The sequence below is a fragment of the Mycolicibacterium houstonense genome (genome assembly GCF_900078665.2).
Taxonomy (GTDB): Bacteria; Actinomycetota; Actinomycetes; order Mycobacteriales; family Mycobacteriaceae; genus Mycobacterium; species Mycobacterium houstonense.
Genome location: NZ_LT546210.1, coordinates 95,490 through 112,136, shown reverse-complemented (window position 1 = coordinate 112,136; position 16,647 = coordinate 95,490). Strand labels below are relative to the sequence as shown.

Here is a 16,647-nt window from a genome sequence, read left to right as displayed (position 1 = left end):
CTGTAGGGCCCGCCCGCGCGGTTGATCTGCACGCCGTCGACCACCTCGCGGCGGGCCGCGCCCGGGTAGCGCGCGGTGCGCAGCGTGACGTGGACACCTTCGTCGGCCAGACATGCGCCGATGCGCTGGAGATAGGCCTCGCTGCCACCGCCCTGGGGATGGCCGGTATCACGCCAGCACAGGAGCAGAACGCTCCGCAGGCGCGGGTCGGGACGGGCAGACATCGTGTTGAGGGTACCGGTCAGTAAGTTGGGTGGGTGCAGCCCAGCGACATCTCGGCACGCTTCGCCCGCCGCGCGACGCTGAGTCGGTCGGTGCGATTGCTGGCGCAGTTCCGCTTCGAGCAGAGCGAACCGGCCCGGTTCTACGGCGCGCTGGCCGCCGATACCGTCGCGCTGGTCACCGATCTGTGGACGTCGGCCACCGAGGAGGCCCCGGCCGGGCGCACGGTCCTCGACGTGGGCGGCGGGCCCGGTTACTTCGCCTCGGCGTTCGACCAGGCCGGCATGCGCTACATCGGGGTGGAGCCGGATCCCCGGGAAATGCATGCCGGGCCGGCCGCCGACGACTCGGAGGGCACGTTCGTCCGGGCCTCCGGGATGGCCCTGCCGTTCGCCGACGACAGCGTCGACATCTGCCTGTCCTCCAACGTGGCCGAGCATGTGCGGCATCCGTGGCGGCTCGGCAACGAGATGCTGCGGGTCACCCGTCCCGGCGGCCTGGCGGTGCTGTCCTACACGGTGTGGCTCGGCCCATTCGGCGGCCATGAGATGGGATTGACGCACTACCTCGGCGGCGCCCGGGCCGCCGAGCGCTACACCCGCAAGCACGGTCACCGGCCCAAGAACGACTACGGATCGTCGTTGTTCGCGGTGTCGGCGGCCGACGGCCTGCAGTGGGCGCGCTCCACTGGCTCACTGATCGCCGCTTTTCCCCGCTACCACCCACGATGGGCGTGGTGGATGACGTCGGTGCCGGGGTTGCGGGAGTTCCTGGTGAGCAATCTGGTGCTGGTTCTGCGGCCCCACTGAACCGACCAACTGGAACAGGTTCTCGTTTGGCCGAAATCTCGGTAGTGTGACGCTCATGACACAGAGTTCCACCGCCACGCGCACCGAGTTCGACAAGCTGTTCATCGGTGGCCAGTGGGTCGAGCCCTCGACCACCGAGATCATCGAAGTGTTCTCCCCGGCCACCGGCGAGAAGGTCGGCCAGGTCCCGCTGGCCGCCGAGGCCGATGTCAACGCCGCGTGCGCCGCGGCCCGCAAGGCGTTCGACGAGGGCCCCTGGCCCCACATGCGGTGGCACCACACCCGACCGCGCCGCCGCGTCCGCGGACGCCGACGCGTCACCGAGAGGCGATTCTGGATGCGGCGCTGGTGGTGGCCGCCGCGGGCGGGTATGAGGCGGTGCGGATGCGCACGGTAGCCGAGCGGGCCGGTATCGCGGTCGGCACGCTCTACCGCTACTTCCCGTCCAAGACCCACCTGCTGGTCTCGGCGCTGGCCCGAGAATTCGGGCGGCTGCAAGCCGCCCAGGACTGGGCCGCCACCGGCACGACACCTCAGCAGCGCCTGGATCGGCTGACCGGGTATCTGCACGACCGCTGGCAGCGCGACCTTCATCTCACCGAGGCCATGACACGGGCATTCGTCGCCGCCGACAGCACCGCGGCCGCCGCCCTCGACGAGGCCGCCGCGGTCATCGAGCGCCTGCTCGCCCACACCCTGGGCGGCGACACGCCCGGGCCGCTCGATCAGCCGGTCGCCGAGCTCCTCGCCGACATCTGGCTGGCGAACCTGACCGCGTTCATCGGCCGGCGGGCCTCGGCGGCCCAGACCCGTGACCGCATCGATCGGGCCAGCCGGCGCATCGTGGATCGCCTGGCCTCCCTCACCCCCAACAGTTAACGATACTAATAGTATCGCAGCGATACTNACTTGGGGTAGCAGCCGTTCGAAGGTGGCCGCCAACAAGTGCGATGAACTGCCGAAGTGGCGGTAGAGGGTGGTTCGGGCCACCTTGGAGGCTTTGGTGACCGCCTCGACGGTGACGGCCTCGACACCACCGGTGCTGAGCAGCGCGGCCGCCGCGTCCAGTAAGCGATTGCGGGACCGGGTGCGGCGGGGGTCGATTTCGTCGTCGTCTTCGTCGTGGACTCGATCCGGCTGGCTGCTGCTCACACTCACTCTCCTTGCCGCTTCCCCCTTTATGGCCAACGGGTGCCGCCCGCCCGACACTTATGGTACCAACAGTAGCGTTGCGAAACTGGTCGTACTGGAGGTATCGGGTGTCCGAGCATGTGCCGTGTCGGGATGAGGTACCCCACGGTGACCGTGGGGTTGGGTCACCCGCGGAACGGTTGCCCGCCCACACCCCGCACTGTATGGGCTGCGGCCCGGACAACCCCCACGGCCTGCAGCTGGTGGTGTATCGCTGCGGCGAGCAGGTGTATGCCGATGCGACCTTCGACGAACGCCACATCGGGGCGCCGGGATTGGCGCACGGCGGCGCGGTGGCGGCCGCCTGCGATGACGTGCTGGGCTTCACGTTGTGGATCGCCGGCACCCCGGCGGTGACACGCAGTCTGACCGTCGAGTATCTGCTGCCGGTGCCACTGCACCAACCGCACCGGATCACCGCGCACATCACCGAGCGCAACGGCCGCGCCCTGCATGTCCGCGCGACAGGCACCGGCACCGACGGCGTCACCCGGTTCACCGCGAGCGCGGTGTTCGTCGTGGTGAGCACCGAGCACTTCGCCGCCCACGGTGATCTGGCGGCCTTCGATGGCCTGCTGGAACGGTTCACCCGCAGCAGCCGGGCCCACGCCGATCCGCACGACCCGACATCGTGACCGCGACCGACACCGGCGCCCAACCCAAAAGCCAACAATCCCAGGCGGATCCGCGGCCGGTGGCACCACACCCGACCGCGCCGCCGCGTCCGCGGACGCCGACGCGTCACCGAGAGGCGATTCTGGATGCGGCGCTGGTGGTGGCCGCCGCGGGCGGGTATGAGGCGGTGCGGATGCGCACGGTAGCCGAGCGGGCCGGTATCGCGGTCGGCACGCTCTACCGCTACTTCCCGTCCAAGACCCACCTGCTGGTCTCGGCGCTGGCCCGAGAATTCGGGCGGCTGCAAGCCGCCCAGGACTGGGCCGCCACCGGCACGACACCTCAGCAGCGCCTGGATCGGCTGACCGGGTATCTGCACGACCGCTGGCAGCGCGACCTTCATCTCACCGAGGCCATGACACGGGCATTCGTCGCCGCCGACAGCACCGCGGCCGCCGCCCTCGACGAGGCCGCCGCGGTCATCGAGCGCCTGCTCGCCCACACCCTGGGCGGCGACACGCCCGGGCCGCTCGATCAGCCGGTCGCCGAGCTCCTCGCCGACATCTGGCTGGCGAACCTGACCGCGTTCATCGGCCGGCGGGCCTCGGCGGCCCAGACCCGTGACCGCATCGATCGGGCCAGCCGGCGCATCGTGGATCGCCTGGCCTCCCTCACCCCCAACAGTTAACGATACTAATAGTATCGCAGCGATACTTACCGTACCCTTCAGATGCGACCCAAAGACGTGTCGAAGGAGGCGCCATGTTCACCCAATGGATCGAAGACTGCGTCGTGCAACGCGTGTCGCTGCGCGACGGGTTGGTGTTGGACCTCGATGGCTACAGCGAGCTGGTGATTTCGCGTCCCCTGCGGCTGACGCTGCCGCCCGTCGGGGACTTTCCGGCCGAACAAGTGCTCATCGACCCCAACCGGGTCGCGGTGCACGAACGCCCGCTGCTCGACCTGGCCGGCGCGGTGTGTACGCACGCCCGGTACGGCGATGACGGCGCGTTGCACCTGGGTTTTTCCCGAGGGCACCGCATCGATGTGGAGGCCGACGCGCACGCCACGGCCTGGGAGCTCTACGGCAAACGCCACGGATACATGGCCTGCCTGCCGCGTGGCCGGGTCCGGGTGGTCCGCCACGACATCCCCGACGCCGACGACACCGACGCCGGCGTCGGCGCAGGTCACTAGCGGCCCACAGGCGCGCCGCGCGGCCCCGGCGGACGCGCAGCGCGAACCACTGTGGTACTGCTAGTAGCGTAGCGATACCGATAGTTCCTTTTCTCGGGTGGAGGGGTAGTGACCGACAGCGATCCGGATGGTTCGGGCACCGCGATGAATGCTCGGCGGCGATACCGCCGTTCGGCCGAACCGGCGGATTCCAGCGAGTACAGCGCGCGGTTGGCGGCGCTGGCGAGGTTCACGGTGAGGCACAAGACGCTGGTGATCGGCGCCTGGCTCGGCGTCGCGGTGGTGCTGGCACTGCTGTTTCCCCAATTGGAAACCGTGGTGCGCCAGCAATCGGCGGAGCTGCTCCCCCATGATGTGCCGTCGTTTCAGACAGTGGACCGGATGAGCGCGGCGTTCGGCGAACAAGGTTCCAAGACCATGGTGTTCGTCGCGATGGAAGACCCCGCCGGGCTGACCCCCGCGACGCGGGAGCGCTACGAGGACCTGGTGGCGCGGCTACGCGGCGACACCGCCCACGTCTTGCTGGTTCAGGACCTGCTGGCCGACCCGATCACCGCGACGCAGGCGGTCAGCGCCGACCGCAAGGCCTGGTTTCTGCCGGTCGGGGTGGCCGGCACCCTGGGCGATCCCGCCGCCGCCGAATCCGTGCAAGCGGTGCGCGACATCGCCGCCGACGTGTTCGCCGGCACGTCGACCACCGCGTACGTCACCGGCCCGCCCGCCACGTTCAGCGACCAGATCGCGGCCGCCGAACACGACCTGGTGCTGATTTCGATCGCCACCGCCGGCCTGATCGCGGTGATCCTGCTCATCGTGTACCGCTCGGTGTTCACCGCGCTGCTGCCACTGCTGGTGATCGCGGTGAGCCTGGTCGTCGGGCGCGGTGTGCTCTCGGCCCTGGGCCAGCTGGGAATGCCGGTCTCGCAATTCACCGTGGCGTTCATGACCGCGATCCTGCTGGGAGCCGGCACCGACTACACGGTGTTTCTGATCAGCCGCTACCACGAACAGCGCCGCGCACAGGTGCCGCCCGAACAGGCCATCGTGCACGCCACCGCCAGCATCGGCCGGGTCATCCTGGCCTCGGCGGCCACCGTCGCCTTCGCATTCCTGGCCATGGTGTTCGCTCAACTGAGCGTGTTCGCCGCCCTCGGCCCGGCCTGCGCGGTGGCCGTCATGTTCGGATTCCTGGCCACCGTGACGCTGCTGCCACCGGTGCTGGCGCTGGCCGCCCGACGCGGCATCGGCGACCCCAAACCCGACCGCACCCGCCGCTACTGGAACCGCGTCGCGGTCGCGGTGGTCCGCCGACCCGTGCCCCTGCTGATCGCCAGCCTGGTCATCCTGCTGACCCTGGCCGCGGCCACAACAACGATGAAGATCAGCTACGACGACCGCAAAGGCCAGCCCGCCACCACCGCCAGCAACCAGGGCTACCAACTACTCGACCGCCACTTCCCCAAAGACATCGTCATCACCGAATTCCTCGTCGTGGAAAACCCCACCGACATGCGCACCGCAAAAGGGCTCGCCGACCTCGACGAAATGGCCTCCCGCGTCTCCCAGATCCCCGGCGTCACCACAGTGTCCGGCGTCACCCGCCCCACCGGAGCCCGCCTCGAACAAGCCCAACTCTCCTGGCAGAACGGCCAGATCGGCGACAAGATGGCCGGCGCCGTCGCCGACGGCAACGCCAGAAAAGACGACCTCGCCAAGCTCACCGCTGGCGCCGACCAACTCGCCGGCGGCCTGGCCCAACTCGACACCACCCTGCGCACCGCCCTGACCCCCCTCACCGCGACACTGACCCAAGCCCAGTCCGCCGGCACCCAGATTCAACAGTTCCGGCCCCTGCTGCAACAACTTTCGGCCACCGCCCCCGGCGTCGACCGCGCCATCCAATCCGGTCCCGGGCTGCGCCCCCTGGCCGAACAAGCCCAACACGCCATCGCCGTCCTCGACCCCCTCACCGGCGCCCTCAACACCTCCCCGTGGTGTGCCACCACACCCCAATGCGCCCAGATCCGCGACCAAGTCCAGACACTGGTGAGCTTGCGCGACAGCGGATTGTTCACCCAGATCGCCGAACTCGGCGATCGCTACAACCCCGACACCAACGCCACCGTCGCCGGCACCCTGGCCACCGTCCACACCGCGGTCACCTCCCTCAACAAAGCCTTCGCAACCCTCGGAGACCCCGCCGACCTGGCCGGCAACATCCGACGCCTCCAAGACGGCATCAGCCAACTCGCCTCAGGCGCCCAAGCACTGGCCACCGGCGTCCACGCACTGGCCGACAGCAACATCGAAATGCTGTCCGGGATGAGCCAGATCGCCACCCAACTCCAAAACGCCGCCCGCGCCACCGCCAACTCGGACTCCTCCAGCGGCTTCTACCTGCCCGCCAACACCTTCCAAAACCGCCAATTCACCGATATGGCAAAACAATTCCTCTCCCCAGACGGAAAAACCGCACGCTTTGCCATCGAAACCAGCCACGACCCCTACAGCGCCGAAGCAACCCGCCTCGCACACGAAATCACCGACGTCGCCAACGCCGCACGCCCCAACACCTCACTGCACCAAGCCACCGTCTCCGTTGCCGGGTTCCCCGCCGTCAACTCCGACATCCAACGACTGCTGCGAGCCGACTTCACCCAACTCGCCCTCGCCACACTGCTCATCGTCGGACTCATCCTCGTCCTACTACTGCGCGCCCTGCTCGCCCCGCTCTACCTGCTCGGCACCGTCGTGCTCAACTACCTGGCCTCACTGGGCATCGGCGTCCTCATCTTCCAATGGGGACTCGGACACGAAATCGCCTGGCCAGTACCACTACTCGCGTTCATCATCCTGGTCGCAGTCGGCGCCGACTACAACATGCTGCTCGTCTCACGACTACGCGAAGAATCAGGACACAACATCCGCGTCGGCGTACTGCGCACCGTCGCCAACACCGGCTCCGTCATCACCTCAGCCGGCCTCATCTTCGCCGCCAGCATGTTCGGCCTCATGGTCGGCTCAGTGGCCATCATGATCCAAGCCGGCCTCATCATCGGCTGCGGACTCCTACTCGACACCTTCCTCGTGCGCACCCTCACTGTCCCCGCCATCGCCACACTCCTACGCGAAGCCAGCTGGTGGCCCCAACGAGCCACCCACCGCCCAACAACCACCAGCCACTCCACACCACCACAACTAGCCACCCGCCATTAAGAACCAACACCCGCACCCACCCCCAACAAGTCACCGCACCCGTCACCGACGGCAGCCCGCCATGATGGCGGCGACGAAGCGACGGGCTCCCGAACCATCGCGCCAGCCAGACCGCACCAACCAACCCCTAACCGGAAACACCGGCAGCCCAGCCTGTTACCCATCACGCCAAGCCAGGCCAACTCGCCTCAGCGGGAACAACAGTGAACATCAGAATCTGACCCCAGATAACGCAGAACCAATCCATGATTTCGAGCATCTGGGCAACCTCCTCAACTCAACGTGTTGCCTATAGGCTACACCACAATGTAGCCTATAGGCAACATTCTTGGAGGAAAGGGCACGGAGAAATCTGATGATTGCGAACCAAGATCTACTTCCCATCGACACCGAACCCGACTGCGGCCCAATGGTTGTGATGAGTTACGGAATGGGAGTTGACTCGACCGCCATCCTGCTGAGGTGGTTCACCGATCCATCAAGCCGTGACTTCGATCTGCAAGACCTGATCGTCATCTCGGCAGACACCGGGGGCGAGTTTGATGAGACGATCCGCGACGTCGAGGAAGTCGTGCTTCCTGAGCTATGCCGTCGCGGCGTTCGTTTCATCCAGGTAGGCCGGTCTCAGCGAAAGACGACCGCGCGCGGGGAAGGAGTTGCGGTTCTGCAGGATTCCACCGCTCCTCAGAGTCTGTACGGTGCCGCATACACGTTGGAAGATGAAATGCTCTCGGCGGGCACGCTTCCCCAGATCGGCGGCACGCGGCTGTGCTCGATCCACGCCAAAGGAAACTGCCTGGATCCCGTCATCGCCACGGTCACCGCTGGACGCAGGTATCGCCATGTCCTCGGTTTCGAAAGCGGCGAACCGTCCAGGGCCGTCAAGGATGCTCTGTTCAATACCGACCAGCGCACCGGCTGGTACCCGTTGCAGGATTGGGGTTGGGATCGCGCGCAGTGCGCGGATCTCATCGCGCAGATCACCGGTCGACGATGGTCGAAATCAGCGTGCGGCTTCTGCCCCTTCGCGATGGCCACTGAGGCCGGCCGACGAGATGTCGTCGAGAGATGGCGTCGGGAACCACACAAGAGTGCGCAAGCCCTGTTCCTCGAGGACGTGGCCCGCAGACTCAACGAACGCCAGACCCTCATCCAGGGGAGCTCCGCGGCGGCGCTCGCCGCCCAGGCCGATCTCGAGGACGTCGAGAGCCAGTTCGAGGCGATGCTCGACGGATGCGAGCACGCGATCTACGAGGTCCGGCGGCTGACCCGGCGGTCATCGAAACGGCCAGATGGGCGGGGAGTCGTCGCCCGTTCGGTGCGGGCGACGAAGCGCGGAACGCGCCAAGAGATGAATGCCGCGCTGGCATTAGAGCCTGGTGTTCCGCACGTGGGAGGCGACGACATCGTGCGTCACGTCGTTCATGAGCGCACCGCTGAAAACCCTGGACTGGAACACTTTTTCGTCGTCTGCCCTGCCGTCGTCGAGGACAAGCAGCGGGCCGGATTCGAAGAATGGTGGCAGGAGGCAACATCTGATGCTGTCCTGTTCTGAACGTTCGCACGCGACCACGCCCGGTGTAGCCTTTGGGCAACGCCTTTGGAGAGGAGGGGCCGTGACGGACATGCCCAGGGATGATTCCCTCATCCTGGCTGCCCTCGGTGCTGCCATCCGCGATCACCGTCTGCAGGCAGGTCTGACACAAGCTGAGCTCGCGCAGCGAGCGGGTATTGGCCGGCCACATCTGAACCACATTGAAGGCGGGCGCAAGAATCCCACCGCCGTCGTGCTGGTTCATATAGCCCAGGTACTTGGGGTGGCGCCTGGAGAGCTGTTGGCGCCGTCTACTCCTGCTGCAGGCACAGCGGGTCAGTAGCGGTCGGCGACTCGGTTGTCGGAGATCGCCTGGCGAATCGCAAGGTCCCTCATCCGCAGTCGGTGGTCAGCCGATCACGAGATTTCGACTCCACGGTCATCAAGCCCCCGCGCCTGCCCTCGGGCGAAGCGGCGGCGCTGGACAGATTGGACGCGAACTTTGAGGGAGGATCGCATGATTGCGCGCGCGTTGGCGCGGTCTTCGACGCTAGCGCTTGAGTCCCATGCGACTTCCGCTGCAGAGTCCAGCGCGGCCTGCGCGAACTGGGAACGCCGAGACGGGTCCGACTCAGATTCCGCTGAGTGCAAGGACGATTCGGCCTCGTCGAGACGTGAGCTTGTAGCTGTGGCCATGAGCTGGACAGTAGCTAGAGCGCTCGATCAAATTCCAGCACTATCTCCAGATTCGCGGCAAAGCGAGAGGTTACTACGCTTCCCTGCAGTCGATGAGTCGATGCCGGCCGCCACAGCTTGCGCCGCACGCATGTGTTCAATTTGAGTCGGCGCTCGTCACTGCGATCGCCGGGTAGACCGGGCCGGATGTGCCTGCAAGTATTCGTCGGCGAACAGCCAGACCCTAACTTCTCTGACCAAAGCGGCCCGAGCCCTCGTGAATTCGGGGAGGTCGGCCCCCGTCACGGCGGACATGCCCTGTGCACGGGCGAAGCTTTTGACCAGTGATTCGGCGTTGAGAAGGAAAGTCTCGGCGTGAAATGCGAGCTGCGCGGGCACTGCAATCTCAACAGAACTCACCGCATCCTGCAGCATGGGTAGGGCATCGCGCACTCGTTCACGCCACTTCTTAAATAGGAGGTCGAACTCCGGACGGCTACGGAATCTCGGGCTCACGTCCATACTGTCGAGAAGACGTTCCATTTCGTTCGCCGGGCGGCGCAGTGCTCGGTCCACCTCCTCGCGCACCCTGTCTTTCTCGATCGCTGCTTCACGTTGTGCCGTTATGTCTTCGGCCTCGCGAAGGACTTGAAGGAATGCATCGAACGCGACGAGGAGTGTCCGGATCTCCGCGATGACGAACTCGCGCGAGCTTGCAACCACCTGCTGGTGCAGTTCGGCGCGCTTGTCCGCGGACTGTCTGCGCGAGGTGAGTGCACCTCCGAACAGGGATAGACCACCACCGATGACGGCTCCTCCGAGTGCCGCGAGAGCTGACAGTGGGGCAGCCCATTCAGAACCCATGTCGCACCTGCTTGGGCATGATGCGTTCGTACTGCGCCCGCAGCTCGATGACGCAGATCAACGTCGGAATCCTCGGTCTGCCGGCCGTGTCTCGAATCCGTCGAAGGAGACGAACCAGGTCGCTGGATCTGGAACGTCACCGGTCCAGATGGGCGTGTCACCGGGTGGCATGTGCCAGTCAATGTGCCGGTCACCCACGAGTGTGTTCGTTGCTGACAGCCAATCGCCATCTCCAGCGGTCTCGGGAAGGTCTGCGACATCGTCGCCGTATTCGCCGTCGAGGTGGGCGGCCTGGGCGTTGGACACGGCTAGCACGAGCGCGACTTCCTCGGCCACACACCGTGGGTAGGGGAGTGCGCCGTTCTCCAGGTCGTTGGCAAGGTCGTCGAAGGCACGCGCCAGTTCACGTCGCCAAGCGGATGACAGATCCCAACAATCCTCGGGTAGCCGGTCAAGAATCATCCACCATCCTGAGGATGCGTCTACAGGTTTGTCGCCGTGCTCCTCGATGTCGTCGTAGACGCTGTCGGCATTGACCCACAGGTACGTGCGGAGCAGTTCCCGCTGCCGCGGGGTCAGCCTGAGGCGAAACGCTGTCACTCGACCCATCTGGGCTCCCATCTTCCATCTGATTTCAATGGTCGTTTCCGCCTCGCATCGGCAGGCGTGCAGTCGTTGGTCAAGGTGTTAACTCTCCGCGGGCTGCAGTTCGACGGGGGACCACTGTCGTTGCGGTCTCAGCAGTTTCGAGATCGAGGCTGCGTTGATAGGCCGTGTCTCTGTCGTTGATCAGAGGTTCGGTGCTCGCTTCACCGGTCTCGCGGTTGATGCGGACCACCCAGTACCCGGCGGCCATGGTCAAGCCACCCAATCGATCGGCCATCTGTCCGCGCGGTTTTCGAGCACGGAGTTGCCGTCGCGCCAGAAGGTGTGAAAGCACGGGGCTCTGTTGATGAAGCAGGGTTGGTTAGCGCCGATGTCAGTAGGGAATGCCCACCCGATGGCTGCGAGTGCCAAATCGACGTCGTTGACGAGATGTTCAGGTAGACGCGGCCCTCGGCACACCAGCCCGGCGACTGCAAGGCCGGCGGAGTCGTGATCGATCCACCACTCTGCGGCGACGAGATCCAGGGCCCACAGGACCTGGGCGCCCTCGCCCGCGTGACGCAGCGCCCCACCGACAGCCAAAAGGCGGTCGAGCTCACCGGCCCTGTGCGGACCGAATACCTGCGGCGCCTCGGCAACCCACTGGTCCAGGTCCAGGCGCGCCCACGTCCGAGCGAGCGCGAGTCGATCCGGGCTCGGCCCGCATCCGGGCCGTGGCGGCCAGGATCCCGCTTCGTTGAAATTGAGTTGTGCGGTAAGTGTTCCCGGCACACCGAGTTCGGTCAGGTGCGACGAGACGATCCGTGCGTAGGGTTTCATTGTCAGCCGCTCGGTCACAGGAGGGGAGCCCTCCGTTGGAAGTATCGACTGAGGGCATCACTCATTCGCGCGACGTCGCCCAACGGCAGAAGAACTGTCGAGCTGGAGCCCTCCGGGTCGGTGACGATGATGGTGCAGCGATTGTCGGAAGCCTCAACGATCGCAATGCTGCATCCATCAGGGTCAGTCACGTGAAATATGCGGGCCGCGGCGTGCTCGGCGATTCCCTTCACGAGAGACTCGGGTAGGTCGCTGTCGTGATGTGAGGAAGTAGCCTTCGGCCTTTTAGCCATGTTCCGCGGCCTTTCAGGATTGGATACTTGTTGTTGGGATGCAGCGTTTGGACCAGCGTTCGTGAGCGGCCTGTGGTGAGATTCCCGCTGCGGCACCGATTTTGGCCCAGGAGAGGCGCTTCTCGCGTGCTCGAATCACTGCTTCATCGAGCTGAGCTTCACCGGCTCGAATTGTTGCTAGCGCTGCCTCGATACCGGCAGCGGCATCAATGGCGTTGATGTGTTCGTTCCACCACACGTCGTGCGCGGCCGGATCGGTCGTGTCCACGTCGTAGATGTCGTCATCGGCCGCGTAGATCCGAAACGCTGCTGGGTTGTGCTGGACCGGGGAAGGCACGCGCACCCAAAGCTGTTGGCTGAACCATCGTTTCGATGGCATCGTGTCACCGGCACTGTAACAATTGCACGCGATACGCCAGCCGATGACTTCACCGGCCGGCCGGGTATGGAAAGCGCCATCGCCGCCGTGCCGAGAAGCTGCTTCCTGCCCGAACGATCCATCGCCGTACTGGTCGACGGCTAGGTGCCCGACGGGAATGCTGGTTCCACTGATCCCCAGTGCCCGTTTTCCATCGTCGAATTCAGCGACCAGAAAGCCCTCGTGCCATCCTCCGCCCTGGTGGTCGCCGGCATCGCCGGGGTAGTACTCCCATCCCATAGGGAATATGATACCGCTTACGCATCAGGTTGTCCTGATACTCACTATCCATCGCATCAAGATTACTTGACATATCGTAGCTTATCGGCGAAATGTGTTGGTGCACAATGTAATTCAAAGTCCCGTTCTTACTGAACTGCCAGAGTCGGAAATATCTAGAGCGAGGTACACAAGGCCCGCCGAGCGATCAGGCGGCGCTTCGGAGCCAGCGCTCAGCTGTCGGGCGCGCGGCCATCAAAGTTCACGAACGAACATGCCGGCCCACGCTCTGGGCGGTACATCCGATCGGCGCATACGTCGCAGTGGAATACCCGATGGATAGTCCCGCACTGGCACGCCTGGCTTCCGACCTGATAGGCACCGGGCCTCAACGGATGGCCGTTGCGGCAATATTCCGGCGGCCCGGGCTCCACCCAGCCCCGGCGGGTATGCCTCAGCTTCCACTCGCTCATATGTTCGAAGTATTCACAGCGTGAGCGCGCATGTCGAACCAGGCCCAGATCGACGAAACCGTCAAGTGACGTTTTACGCCCTTGCCCCGCGACAAATCGGGTCGTTGAGGATGATCGACTACGCCTCGAATGGCTAGCGATACAGCGCATTACGTCGTCCGGATGGTCATTCCCGAAACGCGTCGAGCACGATCCTGGTCGAGCAATCCTGAACCGGCCAGTTCCGCCGGATCACCATATGTTGGTGCTCATCCACTTGAATCGGACGAGCCCCACAGCGCCCTGGCATATAGCATGGGGTGCTATAATCGCAGTATGCGAGCGCGCGAGGTCCTCGACGAGGTCATGAGGGATACAGGCATGACCCAATCCGAACTCGCCCGGCTCAGCGGAGTCCGTCAACCCAGCATCAGCCAGATCCTGGCCGGCAAGATCGACTGCAGCGATGACCAACTGGCTCGCCTCCTCGCCTGCATGGGCTACCGCCTCGAAATCACCCGCCGAGCCGTCAACCCCAACCTCACGCGCTCGGAGCATCGCTCCTGGGCAGTGCACCGGCAGCTCGCCACACACCTGACCCCAGTGTCGCTAACAAATTGGGGGCCAACGATTCTTGCGAATATCACACGGCTGCGAACCGGGGTCCGCGGGCAGCCTCACCTGGCCAACCTTGACCGCTGGGAACGCATCGTTGAAACCAACGATGTGCCCGCATTGCGTCGCGCACTGACTGGCCTCGACCGCCAGGACATCGAGATGCGTGAGGTCACACCCATGGGCGGTCTTCTTCCCGACGAGGAACGTCGTGAAGCCCTCCGGAAGGTCGTTTGATGCGTCGCGATCAGTTGGAGCACGCGATTCGCACCGCCTGCCAGATCACCAATCAGGACGAGGTCATTGTGATCGGGTCCCAGGCGATCCTCGGCACCTACCCGGAATACGAACTGCCAGAACTGGCCACTCGCTCAATGGAAGTCGACATACTGCCCATCACCGACGACAACAACGTCACCATGGAACTGGCCGATCTGATCGTTGGCGTTGCCGGTGAGCTCTCGCCGTTCGAGCAGCTCCACGGGTTCAGCATCGACGGCGTTGACCTCACCACCGCGGCACTCCCCGACCGCTGGCGCGAACGACTGGTCAAGGTCCAAAACGCCAACACCGCCGCGCCGTCTGGACAGCCCCAATACATCGGCTGGTGCCTGGACAAAGAGGATCTGTGTGTCGCCAAGCTCTGCGCATTCCGGCCAAAAGACCGCGACTTTGTCGACGCCCTCCTCCAAGAACGGCTCGTAGACCCGGCCTTGATCGCCGAGAGACTTACTACTGTCGACGCACGCTACGGATCGGCCATCGACAACGCCGCCAACTGGCTGCAATACCGGATCAATCCGCCCAACCGATCGGGCGACACTGCCCTCTGACCCGGATGGACATTCGGGTCATACCAGCACGATCAATCGCCGTTTCATGCATCAGCGTTCCAACCAAGGCACCGGACCGCTGCTCAGCCGGCGTCAGAAGCTCCACCAATAGGTCGATCCGTAGATGTCGTATCCGAGTGCACGTGAGCCGAGAGGGGTCCACATGTTCTGCTTGGGGTCGCCACCGTACTTGGATGAGTCGTTGAGCATGGAGTAGACGTCCGCGCTGATGTACGTCGGGTAGTCCGTGGACAGCGCGGCCATCTTGGCGGCATTGTTGGCGGCATTCCCGACCCATACGAGATCGTTGCTCCCCCTGATTCCGGTGCGAGCTATGAACAAGTCTGAGGTGTCGATCCCGACCCGTTGTTTGAGGTTGAAGGTGCTGTTGGGGTATTGCTTCTTGATGGCCGGCCGGAGTATTTCGATAACCGCGTAGTTGATTCTGAGCCCACATTTGGCCGCGTTCGTGTTCTTGGAATCCCCGATGAAGACGGCCATGATGCGGTCCCCGTCGTAGGCCGTGATGACACCGCCTTGGTATCGGATGATCCGGGCGGCGCAGTAAAGGTAGTTCTTGTAGATTTCGGCCGCGAACCAGTCGTCGTAGTTCTTCACCATCTGGGTCGATCCGCCGAGGTCGGCATATAGCACGGTGGCTTCGAGTTTCACGGCATCGTTGGACAGCGATAGGTCGTCGGTGTCTGGGACCTGGGTTCCGTCGCGGGTTTTCCACTGGTTCTTGTGGGTTTCCGCAACATATTTCTCCAGGTCTTCTTTCAGCGACACGGGGACTCCTTCTGGGTGCTGCGTTGCGGTGAATCGTCAATGTACTGGCGGCGATACCAGCCTGTTGAGCATTTGCAGGTGGTGTGCGTTCGCGAGCGGCGTCTACGGCGCCTGGCCCGGGATGGTGAAACGGTCTCGGCGGCGCGGCCGCGTGCCGTTATCGTTGAGTTGTGAGCGTTCTGGATCGCTTGGCTCAGGACCTAACGGCGACGTTGGCCACGTTGACCGGTGTTCGGCAGTCGGGGCCGGGCCAGCCTGCCCCGTTGCTACCAGATGGGCCGGACAACGGGGGCTTACAGCCACCCGCCGAACCGTATCGGCCTCCCCCACCGCAGTCGGTAGCTCCGCCCTCGGGTGGCGGATCGATGCCCCGCAGCACGCTGGACAACCTTCACGGCACCGGGGACGCTCCACATCCGATGCCGGTCGTGCAGGACCCCGAAGCCCTCGGACCGGGCTTGCATTGGACGGAGATCGCACCGGGGATCTGGATGCCGCCCGGTAGTGCGCGGGAACCCCAGTCGCCTCCGTGGCAGACGCACACCATGGGGTGGTCGGGCAACGCCGCTGATGAGGCGAAGGCTGCCGACGCTGCGCTGGTGCAGACGGCGCGCCATCGAGGCGAACTGGACAAGCAGTTAGGCAGGGGGATGCGGGATGCTGGGCAGTTCGCTCGAACCGCCCAGGAGCGCCTGCGCACTATCCAGGCTGATGTTGAAGCGGGTATGGCGGCCTTGCAACCGTCTCTGGACACCCCAGCGGGCCGTCAACAGTTGGCCAGTTTCTTGGACGCCAAGGCATCTGAGGCACGCGATGTGATCGAGCAGGCGCAAGCGGCGGCGGCGCAGGCCGCGGCCGTCATGGGCGCGGCGACCGCCGGCTACGGGAGCATCGCGCTGTAGGCGACAGCGAGTTCCCAGCGCAGGCTTCCCGAGTCGGTCGCGTCGAGATACCAGTGGTGTTGGCCGGCATTGGCCTGCAGCGTGCCGGTGATGGAGTCGGCGATGTGCGGCGTCATCACCGGGTCAGCAAGGATGCCGCGCAGCGTCAGGGTAAGGCTGTCGGTGTTGCACGCGACTTCGATATCGAGGCGGGGACGGGCATTCAGGTCAGTCAGTAACTGGTGGGTGTGCTCGATCGCCGCGAACTGGGCGCTCTCGACGGGAGTTACGTCAATTCGGGGGCCACCGTCGCGGTCGGCGATGTCGTCGGACTCGTCTACCGCGCTCATGAGTTCAGCCCACGTTGATAGTGATGCCATGCTGGTGCGCACGATGCAT

General features: G+C 64.8%; 17 protein-coding genes and 3 pseudogenes. 12 read left to right on the top strand and 8 right to left on the bottom strand.

The window, feature by feature from the left end; all coding sequences use genetic code 11:
• A pseudogene (locus BN4332_RS32180) lies at positions 1-224 on the bottom strand (glycosyltransferase); the annotation flags it as partial.
• Between the two features lie 48 nt (positions 225-272).
• Between BN4332_RS32180 and BN4332_RS32175 the strand changes: the two are divergent.
• The 3 genes and pseudogenes from BN4332_RS32175 (at position 273) to BN4332_RS32165 (ending at position 1,910) form a co-directional block, all read left to right on the top strand.
• Complete coding sequence (locus BN4332_RS32175) at positions 273-1,031, top strand: class I SAM-dependent methyltransferase (protein WP_435405198.1); 759 nt, start codon at positions 273-275, stop codon at positions 1,029-1,031.
• A gap of 55 nt (positions 1,032-1,086) precedes the next feature.
• Positions 1,087-1,299, top strand: a pseudogene (locus BN4332_RS32170) (aldehyde dehydrogenase family protein); the annotation flags it as partial.
• A 2-nt stretch (positions 1,300-1,301) separates the two neighbouring features.
• Entirely contained in the window at positions 1,302-1,910 is a 609-nt protein-coding gene (locus tag BN4332_RS32165; protein ID WP_096867199.1) for a TetR/AcrR family transcriptional regulator, read from the top strand.
• A 30-nt stretch (positions 1,911-1,940) separates the two neighbouring features.
• On the opposite strand, the pseudogene BN4332_RS32160 reads toward BN4332_RS32165, so the two are convergent.
• Positions 1,941-2,183, bottom strand: a pseudogene (locus BN4332_RS32160) (TetR/AcrR family transcriptional regulator); the annotation flags it as partial.
• Positions 2,184-2,386: 203 nt separating this feature from the next.
• Here BN4332_RS32160 and BN4332_RS32155 point away from each other — a divergent pair.
• The 6 genes from BN4332_RS32155 (at position 2,387) to BN4332_RS32130 (ending at position 9,127) form a co-directional block, all read left to right on the top strand.
• Positions 2,387-2,857, top strand: coding sequence for a PaaI family thioesterase (locus BN4332_RS32155; protein ID WP_003891610.1), 471 nt, complete (start codon positions 2,387-2,389; stop codon positions 2,855-2,857).
• A complete protein-coding gene (locus BN4332_RS32150) occupies positions 2,854-3,525 on the top strand; it encodes a TetR/AcrR family transcriptional regulator (protein WP_003891609.1) in 672 nt (223 codons plus the stop codon). Before BN4332_RS32155 ends, BN4332_RS32150 begins: the two co-directional genes overlap by 4 nt.
• A 74-nt stretch (positions 3,526-3,599) precedes the next feature.
• A complete protein-coding gene (locus BN4332_RS32145) occupies positions 3,600-4,034 on the top strand; it encodes a DUF6188 family protein (RefSeq protein WP_003887008.1) in 435 nt (144 codons plus the stop codon).
• Positions 4,035-4,178: 144 nt separating this feature from the next.
• The gene (locus BN4332_RS32140; RefSeq protein ID WP_085976934.1) at positions 4,179-7,250 is read left to right on the top strand and encodes an MMPL/RND family transporter; all 3,072 of its coding nucleotides are present in this window, start codon (positions 4,179-4,181) and stop codon (positions 7,248-7,250) included.
• A gap of 328 nt (positions 7,251-7,578) precedes the next feature.
• Positions 7,579-8,805: a hypothetical protein gene (locus BN4332_RS32135; protein WP_235654372.1), complete on the top strand. Its 1,227-nt coding sequence runs from the start codon at positions 7,579-7,581 to the stop codon at positions 8,803-8,805.
• Positions 8,789-9,127: a helix-turn-helix domain-containing protein gene (locus BN4332_RS32130; RefSeq protein ID WP_084459491.1), complete on the top strand. Its 339-nt coding sequence runs from the start codon at positions 8,789-8,791 to the stop codon at positions 9,125-9,127. Before BN4332_RS32135 ends, BN4332_RS32130 begins: the two co-directional genes overlap by 17 nt.
• Before the next feature lie 509 nt (positions 9,128-9,636).
• Here the strand turns inward: BN4332_RS32130 and BN4332_RS32125 are convergent.
• The 4 genes from BN4332_RS32125 to BN4332_RS32105 all read right to left on the bottom strand — a co-directional run bounded on the left by BN4332_RS32125 (position 9,637) and on the right by BN4332_RS32105 (position 12,699).
• Positions 9,637-10,323 carry a hypothetical protein gene (locus tag BN4332_RS32125; RefSeq protein WP_160110995.1) on the bottom strand — a complete coding sequence of 229 codons (687 nt, stop codon included), beginning with the start codon at positions 10,321-10,323 and terminating at the stop codon, positions 9,637-9,639.
• 57 nt (positions 10,324-10,380) lie between these two features.
• Complete coding sequence (locus BN4332_RS32120) at positions 10,381-10,932, bottom strand: hypothetical protein (protein WP_160110994.1); 552 nt, start codon at positions 10,930-10,932, stop codon at positions 10,381-10,383.
• 249 nt (positions 10,933-11,181) lie between these two features.
• The gene (locus tag BN4332_RS32115) at positions 11,182-11,766 is read right to left on the bottom strand and encodes a hypothetical protein (protein WP_066904306.1); all 585 of its coding nucleotides are present in this window, start codon (positions 11,764-11,766) and stop codon (positions 11,182-11,184) included.
• A gap of 288 nt (positions 11,767-12,054) precedes the next feature.
• The gene (locus BN4332_RS32105; RefSeq protein ID WP_066904301.1) at positions 12,055-12,699 is read right to left on the bottom strand and encodes an Lrp/AsnC family transcriptional regulator; all 645 of its coding nucleotides are present in this window, start codon (positions 12,697-12,699) and stop codon (positions 12,055-12,057) included.
• Between the two features lie 767 nt (positions 12,700-13,466).
• Between BN4332_RS32105 and BN4332_RS32100 the strand changes: the two genes are divergently transcribed.
• Entirely contained in the window at positions 13,467-13,982 is a 516-nt protein-coding gene (locus BN4332_RS32100; protein WP_074133266.1) for a type II toxin-antitoxin system RelB family anti-toxin, read from the top strand.
• Positions 13,982-14,578, top strand: a complete 597-nt coding sequence (locus tag BN4332_RS32095) for a DUF6036 family nucleotidyltransferase (RefSeq protein WP_066904299.1) — start codon at positions 13,982-13,984, stop codon at positions 14,576-14,578. The genes BN4332_RS32100 and BN4332_RS32095 overlap by 1 nt, the downstream gene beginning before the upstream one ends.
• A 93-nt stretch (positions 14,579-14,671) precedes the next feature.
• Here the strand turns inward: BN4332_RS32095 and BN4332_RS32090 are convergent, their stop codons facing one another.
• Positions 14,672-15,367, bottom strand: coding sequence for an adenylate/guanylate cyclase domain-containing protein (locus tag BN4332_RS32090; protein ID WP_066904296.1), 696 nt, complete (start codon positions 15,365-15,367; stop codon positions 14,672-14,674).
• Positions 15,368-15,732: 365 nt separating this feature from the next.
• On the opposite strand from BN4332_RS32090, the gene BN4332_RS32085 reads away from it, so the two are divergent.
• Positions 15,733-16,269, top strand: a complete 537-nt coding sequence (locus tag BN4332_RS32085; RefSeq protein WP_066904292.1) for a DUF4226 domain-containing protein — start codon at positions 15,733-15,735, stop codon at positions 16,267-16,269.
• On the opposite strand, the gene BN4332_RS32080 is transcribed toward BN4332_RS32085, so the two are convergent.
• Positions 16,248-16,640 (bottom strand): hypothetical protein, encoded by a 393-nt coding sequence (locus tag BN4332_RS32080; RefSeq protein WP_160110993.1) that lies wholly within the window; start codon positions 16,638-16,640, stop codon positions 16,248-16,250. The genes BN4332_RS32085 and BN4332_RS32080 overlap by 22 nt on opposite strands.
• Between the last annotated feature and the right edge of the window lie 7 nt (positions 16,641-16,647).

Coding starts and splice junctions, on each gene's coding strand:
- BN4332_RS32155 (WP_003891610.1), top strand. CDS start 2,387: ATGGGCTGCGGCCCGGACAACCCCCACGGCCTGCAGCTGGTGGTGTAT.
- BN4332_RS32145 (WP_003887008.1), top strand. CDS start 3,600: ATGTTCACCCAATGGATCGAAGACTGCGTCGTGCAACGCGTGTCGCTG.
- BN4332_RS32140 (WP_085976934.1), top strand. CDS start 4,179: ATGAATGCTCGGCGGCGATACCGCCGTTCGGCCGAACCGGCGGATTCC.
- BN4332_RS32130 (WP_084459491.1), top strand. CDS start 8,789: ATGCTGTCCTGTTCTGAACGTTCGCACGCGACCACGCCCGGTGTAGCC.
- BN4332_RS32125 (WP_160110995.1), bottom strand. CDS start 10,323: ATGGGTTCTGAATGGGCTGCCCCACTGTCAGCTCTCGCGGCACTCGGA.
- BN4332_RS32120 (WP_160110994.1), bottom strand. CDS start 10,932: ATGGGTCGAGTGACAGCGTTTCGCCTCAGGCTGACCCCGCGGCAGCGG.
- BN4332_RS32105 (WP_066904301.1), bottom strand. CDS start 12,699: ATGGGATGGGAGTACTACCCCGGCGATGCCGGCGACCACCAGGGCGGA.
- BN4332_RS32100 (WP_074133266.1), top strand. CDS start 13,467: ATGCGAGCGCGCGAGGTCCTCGACGAGGTCATGAGGGATACAGGCATG.
- BN4332_RS32095 (WP_066904299.1), top strand. CDS start 13,982: ATGCGTCGCGATCAGTTGGAGCACGCGATTCGCACCGCCTGCCAGATC.
- BN4332_RS32085 (WP_066904292.1), top strand. CDS start 15,733: ATGCCCCGCAGCACGCTGGACAACCTTCACGGCACCGGGGACGCTCCA.